We start from the raw sequence: 11859 nt of genomic DNA on the forward strand, positions 1-11859 counted from the left end.
ACCTGACGCACCGCAGTGGCGATTACAGGGCTGCTGCGCAGCCCAACGGGGATAAATCCCCTCGCCACAGGATTTGTTGTCAACTTGCCATGGTGCTGCAGGTTAAAACTTGTAACCCAACCCCACCATGTAGATCCAAGGGTCCACATCGACATTCACCTTGGCCCGGGTGCCGCTGGCCACGGCGTTGTTGTCCACATAGGCGGTGGTGTCGATGTCGATGTAGCGAATCTGGCCGTTGACCATGATGTTGTCGGTCAGCATGTAGTCGGCGCCCACTTGCCACGCCATGCCCCAACTGTTGCTCGCCCGGAAGTTGCTGAAACCGTTGGCACTGGCTTCGCTGCCGACGTGTTCATCGTAGATCCAGGTGTAGTTGATGCCGGCACCGACGTAAGGCTGGAAGGCCGACTTGGCGTCGAGCGGGTAATAGACCAGGCTCAGGGTCGGCGGCAGGTGCTTGAGGGTACCGAGCTTATTGTTGGCCGCGCCCAGGGCGGTGCCTTTGATCTTCACATCGTGCTCGAACGGCGACGCGGCCAGCAGTTCGATCCCCAGATTGTTGGTGATCATGTAGGCGAAGTTCAGACCCAGCTGAGTGTCGCTGCTCATGGTTGCCTTGCCGCCCAGGTCGGCGCCGGCCAGCGGGCCACGGTCGACCTTGACGCTGGAACTGTCGGCTTCCGGATTGACGGTGATAGCGCCGGCGCGAACGATGATATCGCCGGCGGTGTGCGCCTGGGCGAGCGGGGCGGCGAGCGCGAGGGCGATGAGGGAAGCGCTGAGCAGAGACTTTTGCATGGGGGCTCCAGAGGGCATCTAAAATTGATGTCCTATGGTACGGAGCCGTCTGGGCCGGTCTGTTGACTCAGCTCAATGAAAGCGTGATGAGCAACCTTGAGGGCCCCTTCGCGAGCAAGCCCGCTCCCACAGTTGACCGAGTTTCGTCAGAAGGAATGCGGTCGAATGTGGGAGCGGGCTTGCTCGCGAAAGCTATTTCAAAGGCGATATATAACCGCCGGATTCACTCCGGCAGCTCATACACATAAATCTTTTCAGCCTCCATCTGATACCCGGCATCGGCCAGTTCACTGGTGGACGGCTTGACCTGCATCGGCCCTTCGACCCAGTACGGCTGGTACAACTCGTCGAGCTTGACCCCGATTTCACTTTTCACATGCACGATCTGATTCGACGGCGGCGGTGGTACATGGATGCAAGCGCCGAAATACGGCACCAGCAAAAAGTCCGTGGTGCGGCCTTCCTCGCTGACTTCCAGCGGCACGATATAACCCGGCAAACGAATCTGCTGGCCGTCGAGTTCCTTGACCACCGGCGCGTTGGGCAAATCCTGCTTGGCCGCCGGGGCTGCTTCGGCGGCCAGGGCATCGCTCATCTGCGACAGGTCGTGCAGCGGGGTCATGTTCGGCACTTCCGGCGGGGCGTCCGGCGGGATCATTTCCTGCCACGACAAGTCCCTCGGTTCGGCCGCCCACAGCGGCAGGGCGACCGTCATCAACAGCGCAAGCAAAGCGCGGGGCATCTTCAACGTCCTCATAAACGGATCGACAAGCCATCGGCCAACGATTGGCGATAGGCGCGCCAGGCCGGCACGCTGCCCATCAGTAAAGCGGCGACCAGAATGCCAGCCATCAGCGTCCATTCATATTCGCTTGGCCAGGCCAAGGGCAGATACAAGCCATAGGCCGACTGCACATAACCCTGCGCGGCGGCGATGCCGATGTACAGCAGGGCCAACCCGGCGGCGACCCCGGCCAGCGCCAGGGCGAAGGCTTCGAGCACCAGCAGGGTCGCGATGTGCCACGGCCGCGCGCCCACCGAGCGCAAGATTGCCATCTCCCGGCGCCGCTCGTTGAGGCTGGTGAGGATCGCCGTGAGCATGCCGATCAGACCGGTCAGCACCACGAACAGCGAAATCACGAACAGGGCTTTTTCCGCCGTGCCCATCAGGCTCCATAACTCCTGCAACGCCACGCCGGGCAGAATCGCCAACAGCGGCTCGCCGCGAAACTCGTTGACCTCGCGCTGCAAGGCAAACGTGGAAATCTTGCTGTTGAGGCCGAGCATGAACGCGGTAATCGCCTTGGGCGTCAGGTCCATGTTGCGGGCCTGGTCGGCGCTGATGCGGCCCTTGCCCTGGGCCGGCACACCGTTTTTCCAATCGATGTGGATCGCTTCCATGCCGCCAAGGCTGATGTGCAGCGTGCGGTCCACCGGGGTGCCGGTGCGCTTGAGAATACCGACCACGGTGAAGGGCTTGTCATCGTGCTTGACCAGGCTGACCACCGCCACGCCGTGGGCCAGCACCAGTTTGTCACCGAGCTTGTAATGCAGTGCTTCGGCCACTTCGGCCCCCAGCACCACCTCGAACGGATCGGTGGCGAAGGCCCGGCCCTCGGCCAGTGCCAAGTGTTGCCGGCGACCGTACTGATAATGCTCGAAGTACGCCTCGGTCGTGCCCATCACGCGGTAACCGCGATGGGAATCGCCCAGGGACATGGGGATCGCCCACTTCACTTTCGGGTTGCTGGCGAACTGCTCGAAGCTGTCCCAGCGAATGTTGTTGGTGGCGTTGCCGATGCGAAACACCGAATACAGCAGCAGGTTCACCGAACCTGAGCGAGCACCCACGATCAGGTCGGTGCCGCTGATGGTGCTGGCGAAACTGGCCCGCGCTTCGGTGCGTACTCGCTCTACCGCCAGCAGCAGGCACACCGAAAGGGCGATGGCGAAAGCGGTGAGGATCGCGGTGAAACGGCGGTTCGCCAGGCTGGCCATGGCAAGACGGAACAAATACATCTCAGACCTCGAGTGGCGTGGCGGCGCGATTGAGATCGGCCAGCGAGAGGTGGCGGTCGAACAGCGGCGCCAGGCTCTGGTCATGGCTGACGAACAGCAGGCTCGATCCGGCCGCGCGGCATTCGGCGAACAACAGCCGCAGGAAGTTTTCCCGGGCGTCGTAATCCAGGGCCGAGGTGGGTTCGTCGGCGATCACCAGTTCCGGTTGGCCGATCAGCGCCCGGGCGGCCGCGACCCGTTGCTGCTGGCCGATGGACAGTGAGTCGGCGCGGCGCCCAAGCAGATTTGTGTCGGTCAGGCCCAGGTGCGCCAGCAGCGTGGCAGCGGCTTGATCGACGCTGCCGTGGCGCTGGATCGCTCGTTGCGCGCGCAATGTCGAGAAGTGACAGGGCAGTTCAACGTTCTCGCGCACCGAGAGAAACGGCAGCAAGTTGAATTGTTGGAAGATGTAGCCGGTGTGGTCCACGCGAAAACGGTCGCGGGCCCCGGCGCCCAGTTCAGTGAGTTCCTGGCCAAGCAGGCGAATGCTGCCACGGTCCGGTGTCTGGACGCCGCCCAGAAGCCCCAGCAGCGTGGTCTTGCCGCTGCCGCTCGGCCCCTTGAGGAACAAGGTTTCACCCGCTTCCAGGCGAAAGGCCGGGATATCCAGCAACGGCGGATGCCCGGGCCAGCTGAAGCCCAGGTCGGACAGTTCGATGAGTGCTTGGGTCATGTTTACCGCTTCAAAGTGGAACCTGCAGGAGACCTGTGGGAGCTGAGCTTGCTCGCGATGAGGCCATCACATTCAATTTGGATGTTGACCGTTAGACCGCTATCGCGAGCAAGCTTTGCTCCCACCAAGCTCGCTCCCACATTGGGGTTGGCAGTGAATCAGAATTTCAGGGCAGGCGCCTTGGCCGTCACTTCCACGCCTTGCTGGCCGCTCGGGCTGATCAGTTGTACCTGAATTTTCTGGGTGGCCGGGAAGGTTTTGAACAGGGTCGCCAGGTCCAGGTTCTTCAGCGCGCCGGGGGCGGCGCAGGTGAATTGGTAGTGGGCATGGATTTCACTGTGTTCGCCGTGGTGTTCGTCGCCATGGTCATCTTCGTCGTGGTCATCGTGGTCCGGTTCATCGCCAAACAACGGGCTTTCCAGTTCCTGCTGGGCCACGGTGCATTGGGCGGCGGCGGGCAGGCTGAACAGCGCCAGCGGCTTGTCCAGTTGCGCACGCACGGCGGCGACCTTGGCCTTGTCGGCATCGCTGGTGGCGGCGTGCTCGAAGCCCACCAGGTTCATCGCCGGGCTTTCCAGCTCCAGTTCCAGGGTCTGGCCGTCCAGCGCAGCGTTCAGCCGGCCGACACCGTGTTCATGGGCACCGAGGCTGCCATGCGCGTGATCATGATCGTGGTCATGCTCGACGGCCGCATGGGCGACAGACAGTGGCAACAGGGCGAACGGCAGGGCGAGAAGCAGACGACGCATGACGAGTCTCCGGATGAAAGTGAGTGTTCTGTTATGTAATCTTATAACGAAAGTGCGGAGAGTTTGACCGTCTGCTTGGCGTCGCGCAAGGCCCATGGGAGCATGGGCGCATGAAATTTTCAGGAGCACGCTGATGTTGCGGATACGCGGAACCGTCGGTGATTGGCCGGTGGACTTGTCGATCGACATGGATGAGGGGGACTGGGCGCAGCTCGGCGCGCAGTTGCAAGCGGTCAAACCCGATCACACGGCGACGCCTGCGAGCCGGCCGGCCAATCAGGACGATGCCTTGTGGCAGATCGCCAGGGAATTGCTGCGCAAGGCCGGGCAATTGAGCGGCCCGGACCTGCTGGAGCAGCTCGAAGGCCTGACCGGCAGCGCCCCTGCCGGCAAACGCCTGTTAGTGCGCTTGCGCCATAGCCCGGACGTGAAAGTCATCAGCGGCGGCGACACCCCGCTCTACCGCTGGCACGAAACCGCGTAGGCGCTGTGTAGGCGCTGACGAGCGAAGCGAGGCTGCGATCTTTACCCCTGACGCTTGAGTATCGAGCGAAAGATCAAAAGATCGTCTGAACGCGGCCCGAGCCTTCGGCAGCTCCTACAGAGGAATCAGTACAACGCCGCGAACAGCTTGCGACGATAGGTCGTCACCAGCGGATGGTCGTTGCCCAGCAATTCGAAGACTTGCAGCAACGTCTTGTGAGGCAGGCCTTCGCTGTAGCCGCGGTTGCGGACAAACAGCTTGAGCAGCGCGTCGAGGGCTGGCTCGTACTGCTGGCGGGCCAATTGTTGGATTGCCAGTTGATACACCGCTTCGTCATCCTGCGGGTCTTTCGCCAGGCGGGCCTTGAGGTCGGCGGCGTCCGGCAGATCCCTGGCCAGGCCGAGGAACTGGATCTGCGCCTTGGCCCCGGCCAGCGCGGCCTTGTGCTCATCGCTTTTGACCGCGTCGAGCACGGTCTGTGCTTCTGTCAGCTCGCCGCGCTCGGTCAGGCAACGGGCATACAGGATCAGGGCCTTGGCGTTGGTATTGTCTTCTGCCAGCAGCTCAGTGAGCACCGCTTCGGCATCAGCGAAACGACCGTCTTCGAACAGCGCCTGGGCCTGTTCAAACGGGTCGGCGGCGGCCGGGGGCGGCATCTGTACATGGGGTTCGAGCATCGCCCGCACGGCGGACTCCGGCTGGGCGCCGGCGAAGCCGTCGACGGGCTGGCCGTCCTTGAACAGCACCACGGTAGGCAGGCTGCGAATGCCGAAGCGGGCCACAATGTCCTGCTCGATGTCGCAGTTGACCTTGGCCAGCAGCAACTCGCCCTGATAGCTCTCGGCAATGCCCTGCAGCATTGGCATCAGCGCCTTGCACGGCGCGCACCACTCGGCCCAGAAATCCACCAGCACCGGTTTGTGAAAAGAGTTGGCGATCACCGACTGGTCGAAGTCGGCGGTGGTGGCGTCGAAGATGTACGGGGTGTCCTGGGTCATGGGGAATCTCGTAGAACGCTTGAATGAGGCAACTATACGGCTTGGTGGGGGGAGCTGAAAGCGGGGTGGGCTTTCGTCTTGTGGTGTCTGACAGGACGCCTTCGTGAGCAAGCCCGCTCCCACAGTTGACCTTCAGTGGATACAAAATTTGTGTTTACCGCAGATCCCCTGTGGGAGCGGGCTTGCTCGCGAAGCTTTTATCTAATCGCGCCGCGCGTGGTACAGGCTCACATGCCGAAACTCCTCGGGCTCGGCCAGATCCGGCAGGGTCATGGCTTCGAGCATTTCGATGCGCCGGTACAGCGGATGCTGGAAATCCCGCACCCGGGAGTCGGCCACCAGAGCCTCGCGGCCGCGACTGAGGAATTGGTCGAGTAACGGCAGGTTGGCGCGGTCGTAAAGCACATCCGCGACCAGGACCAGGTCGAAGCGATCATCCTCAGCGAAAAAATCTTCCGAATACTCAAGCGTTACGTCATTGAGCCGCGCATTGGCCCGGCACGCCGCCAGCGCCAGCGGATCCAGATCACAGGCCACCACCTCCAGCGCCCCGGCCTTGAGCGCCGCGATACCCGCGACGCCGGAGCCGGCGCCGAAGTCCAGCACCCGCTTGCCTTCGACCCAATGCGGCTGTTCGACCAGATAGCGTGCCATGGCCAGGCCGCTGGCCCAGCAGAAGCTCCAGTAAGGTGGCTCGTGGAGAATGCGCCGGGTTTCCTCCGGGCTGAACGCGCGGTCCATGTTGTCGCCGTCGATCAGCCACAGTTTCAGGTCAGTGCCAGGCAGTGGGCAAACCACCAGGTGCGCGTCTCCAAGCAACTGACCCAATGCGTGTTGCAGGTCTTGCGGTGAATTCATGGCGCTTTGACAAATTGCAGCGCGCCCAGCGCCTGAGTGGTCGGCTGGCTGATGCGTTGCTCCGGCAGATGCAGGATCAACTGGCCCGACTGGCTGGCGCGGCCGCGCAGTTCCACGCGTGCGCCAACCGGGAAGGCTTCGGGGTTGAAGCGCAGGCGAAAGGGCAGGGCCTGGTTATTGCCGATCAGGCTGGAGCTGGCGAGCAATTGTTGCGGCCGGTCCTTGTCATCGATCACCAGCAGCGCCAGTTCGACCTCGGCTCCGGCCGGTATCCCTTGCAAGGTGCCGCTCAGTTCCCGCTGATGCGCCGGCAGCGGTCCCAGTTCGGCGGCCTGGCGGGCTTTTTCCTGGGCCTGTTTCGGCGCAGGGCTCTTGGCCGGGGCGGGGGCATCGGGTTTGGGGGCGTCGCTGCTGCACGCCATCAGCAGGCTGAATAGACTGAGCAAAACGAGCGATCGTAGCGGCATGTGTGGCTCCAGCAAGGTAAATTCCAGGGGGCTGACGGTAACCCCGTCTGTATACCGTAAACCCTATGGCTTGTCTTGCCAGTGGGATGCGCTACCATGGCCCTCCCTTTTTTTGTTGCCTGCCACCATGCACTGTCCCTTCTGCGGTGCCAACGACACCAAAGTCATCGACTCGCGACTGGTCGCCGAGGGCGAACAGGTCCGCCGCCGGCGCGAATGCCTGGCCTGCGGCGAACGTTTCACGACGTTCGAAACCGCTGAACTGGTGTTGCCGCGCCTGATCAAGACCGACGGCAGCCGCCAGCCGTTCGACGAAGAAAAACTGCGCGCCGGCATGCAGCGCGCCCTGGAAAAACGCCCAGTGAGCGTCGAGCGCCTGGAAGCGGCGCTGGTGCACATCAAGCACAAGCTACGGGCCACTGGCGAACGCGAGGTCAAGTCCCTGGTGGTCGGAGAACTGGTGATGGCCGAGCTGCAAAAGCTCGATGAAGTCGCCTATATCCGTTTCGCTTCGGTGTACCGGCGCTTCCAGGACCTGAACGAATTCCGCGAAGAAATCGACCGCCTGGCCCGCGAACCGGTGAAAGAATGACCAGCCCGGCGCAACAGGCCATCCTCGACGCCCAGTACATGGCCCGTGCCCTGGAACTGGCGCGGCGCGGTCACTACACCACGCACCCCAATCCCCGGGTAGGTTGTGTGATCGTGCGTGACGGGCAAGTGGTCGGCGAAGGCTGGCACATTCGCGCCGGCGAGCCCCATGCCGAAGTCCATGCCCTGCGCGCCGCCGGTGAACAGGCCCGGGGCGCTACGGCGTACGTAACCCTCGAACCCTGCAGTCATCACGGGCGCACACCGCCCTGTGCCGATGCGTTGGTCAATGCCGGCGTGGCGCGGGTGGTGGCGGCGATGGAGGACCCGAACCCGGATGTGGCCGGTCGCGGCCTGCAACGCTTGGCCCAGGCCGGTATTGCTACTGAAAGCGGTGTGCTGGAAGGCGAAGCGCGCCTGCTCAACCAGGGTTTCCTCAAACGCATGGAACACGGCTTGCCGTTCGTGCGGGTCAAGCTCGCCATGAGCCTTGATGGGCGCACCGCCATGGAAAGCGGCGAAAGCCAGTGGATCACCGGCCCCGCCGCCCGTTCGGCGGTGCAACGCCTGCGGGCCCAGGCCAGTGTGGTGCTGACCGGCGCCGATACGGTGCTGGCCGACAACGCCCGGCTGACCGTGCGCGCCGATGAGCTCGGGCTGGATGCCGAGCAGACCGCGCTGGTCATGAGCCGTCCGCCGCTGCGGGTGTTGGTAGATGGTCGCCTGCGTGTGCCGCTGGATGCGCCGTTCTTCAAGGCCGGCCCGGCGCTGGTCGCTACTTGCATGGCGGTGGAAGAACAGTACGCCAACGGTCCCGAATGCATGATCGTGGCGGGCGATGACGGTCAGGTCGATCTGCGTCGGTTGCTGGTGGCGTTGGCGGCCCGGGATGTCAATGAAGTGTTGGTGGAGGCCGGTCCGCGCCTGGCGGGGGCTTTCGCCCGGCAAGGGCTGGTGGACGAATTCCAGATTTTCATCGCGGGCAAGCTCCTCGGTTCCTCGGCGCGGCCGCTGCTGGACTGGCCGCTGGCCCAGATGAAAGACGCTCCAGAACTGAAAATCACCGAAATCCGTGCCGTGGGCGATGACTGGCGAGTCATCGCCGTTCCCGTCGCGCAGGCGAGCGTATAATTCCCGGCTTTCGCTCAAGCGGCGGCCCGTTCTCGAGGAGGACTCCATGTTCACCGGCATCATCGAATCCATCGGCAGCATCCGTGCACTGACCCCCAAGGGTGGCGACGTGCGGGTCCATGTCGAAACCGGCAAGCTCGACCTGAGCGACGTCAAACTGGGCGACAGCATCGCGGTCAACGGCGTGTGCCTGACCGCCGTCGAACTGCCGGGCGATGGTTTCCTGGCGGACGTCAGCCGTGAAACCCTCGACTGCACCGCCATGAACGATCTCAAGAGCGGCAGCCCGGTCAACCTGGAAAAAGCCCTGACCCCCACCACCCGCTTGGGCGGGCACCTGGTCAGCGGCCATGTCGACGGCGTGGGTGAAGTGGTTTCGCGTAGCGATAACGCCCGGGCCGTGGAGTTTCGCATCCGCGCCCCGAAAGAGCTGGCCAAGTACATTGCCCATAAAGGCTCGATCACCGTCGACGGCACCAGCCTGACGGTCAACGCGGTGGATGGCGCCGAATTCCTGCTGACGATCATTCCCCATACCTTGAGCGAAACCATCATGGCTTCGTATCGGCCCGGTCGCCGGATCAACCTGGAAGTCGACTTGCTGGCCCGTTACCTGGAGCGCCTGCTGTTGGGCGACAAGGCCGCAACCCCGGCAGCCGGTAACATCACTGAAAGCTTTCTGGCCGCCAACGGCTACCTCAAATCCTGACCCAAGGGGGTGCCGCGTGGCGCTCAATAGCATCGAAGAACTGGTTGAAGACATCCGCCAAGGCAAGATGGTCATCCTCATGGATGACGAAGACCGCGAGAATGAAGGCGACCTGATCATGGCCGCCGAGTGCTGCAAGGCCGAGCACATCAACTTCATGGCCAAGCACGCCCGTGGCCTGATCTGCATGCCCATGACCCGCGAACGCTGCGAGCTCTTGAAGCTGCCATTGATGGCGCCGCGCAATGGCTCCGGCTTCGGCACCAAATTCACCGTGTCCATCGAGGCCGCCGAGGGCGTGACCACCGGCATCTCCGCTGCTGACCGTGCCCGCACCGTGCAGGCCGCCGCGGCGAAAGAAGCCAAAGCCGAAGACATCGTCAGCCCCGGCCACATCTTCCCGCTGATGGCCCAGGCCGGCGGCACCCTGGCCCGCGCCGGCCACACCGAAGCGGCGTGCGACCTGGCGCGCATGGCGGGTTTCGAGCCTGCCGGGGTGATCTGCGAAGTGATGAACGACGACGGCACCATGTCCCGTCGTGCGGAACTCGAAGCTTTTGCCGCCGAACACAACATCAAGATCGGCACCATCGCCGACCTGATCCACTACCGGATGATCCACGAACGTACCGTTCAGCGGATTGCCGAGCAGCCGCTGGACAGCGAACTGGGCCATTTCAACCTGGTGACCTACCGTGACTCGGTGGAGGGCGACGTGCACATGGCCCTGACGCTGGGCACCGTGTGCGCCGAAGAACCGACCCTGGTGCGCGTGCATAACATGGACCCGCTGCGCGACCTGCTGATGGTCAAGCAGCCCGGCCGCTGGAGCCTGCGCGCCGCCATGGCCGCGGTGGCCGAGGCTGGCAGCGGCGTGGTGCTGCTGCTCGGGCACCCGCTCGATGGCGACGTGCTGCTGGCGCACATTCGCGAAACCGCGGATCAAGCCACCGTGAAAAAACCGACCACCTACAGCATCGTCGGCGCCGGTTCGCAGATCCTGCGGGACCTGGGTGTACGGAAAATGCGCCTGATGAGCGCACCGATGAAATTTAATGCGATATCCGGTTTCGACCTGGAAGTTGTAGAATACGTGCCCTCCGAATAATGGCCCGGAGATTTCAGCATTGTTGTTCACTTGAGGGGTTCATTTGTGGCGAGGGGATTTATCCCCGCTGGACTGCGCAGCAGTCCCAAAAAAGGGGCCGCTTCGCAGCCCAGCGGGGATAAATCCCCTCGCCACAAAGATATGCAAGTGAGCGGCAATGCGGGATCTGCGGGTGCTGTAATTCGTGGCTAATATCACCAAAGGAGCGCGTATTCGAACGCGCTCTGGCTCTTTAAGAGATCTGACGAATGACCCTGAAGACCATCGAAGGTACCTTCATCGCCCCTCAAGGCCGCTACGCTCTGGTAGTGGGCCGTTTCAACAGTTTCGTGGTTGAGAGCCTGGTCGGCGGTGCGGTCGATGCCCTGGTTCGCCATGGCGTGAGCGAAAGCGACATCACCATCATCCGTGCGCCTGGCGCCTTCGAAATTCCGCTGGTTGCGCAGAAAGTCGCTCAAAAGGGCGAATATGCGGCGATCATCGCCCTGGGCGCGGTCATTCGTGGCGGTACTCCGCACTTCGAATACGTGGCCGGTGAATGCACCAAGGGCCTGGCCCAGGTGTCCATGGAGTTCGGTGTGCCCGTCGCCTTCGGCGTGCTGACCGTGGACTCCATCGAGCAAGCCATCGAACGTTCCGGCACCAAGGCCGGTAACAAAGGCGCCGAAGCCGCCCTTTCCGCCCTGGAAATGGTCAGCCTGCTGGCGCAGTTGGAGGCCAAGTGATTAGCGACGAAAGCGATCGTTTCAACCCGCGCGATCCCAAGCCAGCCGATGCCGGCAAGCCTTCGAAGAGCGTCAAGCGTCGCGAAGCCCGTCAGCTCGCGACCCAGGCGCTGTATCAATGGCACATGGCCAAACAATCGCTGAACGAGATCGAAGCGCAGTTTCGGGTCGACAACGATTTCAGTGACGTTGATGGCGCGTATTTCCGCGAGATCCTGCACGGCGTCCCGGCCCACAAGACCGAAATCGACATCGCCCTGGCACCTTGCCTGGACCTGACCATCGAAGAGCTGGACCCGGTTGAACTGGCGGTGTTGCGCCTGTCCACCTGGGAACTGATGCAGCGCGTCGATGTTCCGTACCGCGTAGTGATCAACGAAGGGATCGAGCTGGCGAAAGTCTTCGGTTCCACCGATGGCCACAAGTTCGTCAACGGCGTACTCGACAAGCTGGCCCCGCGTCTGCGTGAAGCTGAAGTGAAGGCGTTCAAGCGCTGATTGGCGCTTG

General features: G+C 62.9%; 15 protein-coding genes. 7 read left to right on the forward strand and 8 right to left on the reverse strand.

Annotation, left to right across the window (positions count from 1 at the left end; all coding sequences use genetic code 11):
• Positions 1 to 102: 102 nt before the first annotated feature.
• The 5 genes from AAIS01_RS21115 to AAIS01_RS21135 form a co-directional block, all read right to left on the reverse strand.
• Positions 103 to 801, reverse strand: a complete 699-nt coding sequence (locus tag AAIS01_RS21115; RefSeq protein ID WP_214964267.1) for an OmpW/AlkL family protein — start codon at positions 799 to 801, stop codon at positions 103 to 105.
• A gap of 223 nt (positions 802 to 1024) precedes the next feature.
• Positions 1025 to 1543, reverse strand: a complete 519-nt coding sequence (locus tag AAIS01_RS21120; protein WP_343470531.1) for a DUF3299 domain-containing protein — start codon at positions 1541 to 1543, stop codon at positions 1025 to 1027.
• Between the two features lie 11 nt (positions 1544 to 1554).
• Positions 1555 to 2820, reverse strand: a complete 1266-nt coding sequence (locus AAIS01_RS21125; RefSeq protein WP_343470532.1) for an ABC transporter permease — start codon at positions 2818 to 2820, stop codon at positions 1555 to 1557.
• A 1-nt stretch (position 2821) separates the two neighbouring features.
• A complete protein-coding gene (locus tag AAIS01_RS21130; protein ID WP_343470533.1) occupies positions 2822 to 3532 on the reverse strand; it encodes an ABC transporter ATP-binding protein in 711 nt (236 codons plus the stop codon).
• Between the two features lie 158 nt (positions 3533 to 3690).
• Positions 3691 to 4281 (reverse strand): DUF2796 domain-containing protein, encoded by a 591-nt coding sequence (locus AAIS01_RS21135; protein ID WP_343470534.1) that lies wholly within the window; start codon positions 4279 to 4281, stop codon positions 3691 to 3693.
• Between the two features lie 133 nt (positions 4282 to 4414).
• Here AAIS01_RS21135 and AAIS01_RS21140 point away from each other — a divergent pair, with 133 nt between their 5' ends.
• Positions 4415 to 4765, forward strand: a complete 351-nt coding sequence (locus AAIS01_RS21140) for a hypothetical protein (protein WP_343470535.1) — start codon at positions 4415 to 4417, stop codon at positions 4763 to 4765.
• A 125-nt stretch (positions 4766 to 4890) separates the two neighbouring features.
• Here AAIS01_RS21140 and trxA read toward each other — a convergent pair whose 3' ends face one another.
• From trxA to AAIS01_RS21155, 3 genes are all read right to left on the reverse strand, one after another.
• A complete protein-coding gene (gene trxA, locus AAIS01_RS21145; protein WP_343470536.1) occupies positions 4891 to 5763 on the reverse strand; it encodes a thioredoxin in 873 nt (290 codons plus the stop codon).
• A 201-nt stretch (positions 5764 to 5964) separates the two neighbouring features.
• Positions 5965 to 6621 carry a class I SAM-dependent methyltransferase gene (locus AAIS01_RS21150; protein WP_343470537.1) on the reverse strand — a complete coding sequence of 219 codons (657 nt, stop codon included), beginning with the start codon at positions 6619 to 6621 and terminating at the stop codon, positions 5965 to 5967.
• Positions 6618 to 7088 (reverse strand): YbaY family lipoprotein, encoded by a 471-nt coding sequence (locus AAIS01_RS21155; protein WP_343470538.1) that lies wholly within the window; start codon positions 7086 to 7088, stop codon positions 6618 to 6620. Before AAIS01_RS21155 ends, AAIS01_RS21150 begins: the two co-directional genes overlap by 4 nt.
• A gap of 127 nt (positions 7089 to 7215) precedes the next feature.
• On the opposite strand from AAIS01_RS21155, the gene nrdR reads away from it, so the two are divergent.
• The 6 genes from nrdR to nusB all read left to right on the forward strand — a co-directional run bounded on the left by nrdR (position 7216) and on the right by nusB (position 11849).
• Positions 7216 to 7680, forward strand: a complete 465-nt coding sequence (gene nrdR, locus AAIS01_RS21160) for a transcriptional regulator NrdR (protein ID WP_013694316.1) — start codon at positions 7216 to 7218, stop codon at positions 7678 to 7680.
• Entirely contained in the window at positions 7677 to 8810 is a 1134-nt protein-coding gene (gene ribD, locus AAIS01_RS21165) for a bifunctional diaminohydroxyphosphoribosylaminopyrimidine deaminase/5-amino-6-(5-phosphoribosylamino)uracil reductase RibD (protein ID WP_343470539.1), read from the forward strand. The genes nrdR and ribD overlap by 4 nt, the downstream gene beginning before the upstream one ends.
• 46 nt (positions 8811 to 8856) lie before the next feature.
• Positions 8857 to 9519, forward strand: a complete 663-nt coding sequence (locus AAIS01_RS21170) for a riboflavin synthase (protein WP_343470540.1) — start codon at positions 8857 to 8859, stop codon at positions 9517 to 9519.
• Between the two features lie 16 nt (positions 9520 to 9535).
• Positions 9536 to 10627: a bifunctional 3,4-dihydroxy-2-butanone-4-phosphate synthase/GTP cyclohydrolase II gene (gene ribBA / locus AAIS01_RS21175; protein ID WP_343470541.1), complete on the forward strand. Its 1092-nt coding sequence runs from the start codon at positions 9536 to 9538 to the stop codon at positions 10625 to 10627.
• Positions 10628 to 10875: 248 nt separating this feature from the next.
• Complete coding sequence (gene ribH, locus AAIS01_RS21180) at positions 10876 to 11352, forward strand: 6,7-dimethyl-8-ribityllumazine synthase (RefSeq protein ID WP_047229743.1); 477 nt, start codon at positions 10876 to 10878, stop codon at positions 11350 to 11352.
• Complete coding sequence (nusB, locus tag AAIS01_RS21185) at positions 11349 to 11849, forward strand: transcription antitermination factor NusB (RefSeq protein WP_047229742.1); 501 nt, start codon at positions 11349 to 11351, stop codon at positions 11847 to 11849. Before ribH ends, nusB begins: the two co-directional genes overlap by 4 nt.
• The last annotated feature ends 10 nt before the right edge of the window (positions 11850 to 11859 follow it).

The organism is Pseudomonas halotolerans, assembly GCF_039581215.1.
Classification (GTDB): Bacteria; Pseudomonadota; Gammaproteobacteria; order Pseudomonadales; family Pseudomonadaceae; genus Aquipseudomonas; species Aquipseudomonas tehranensis.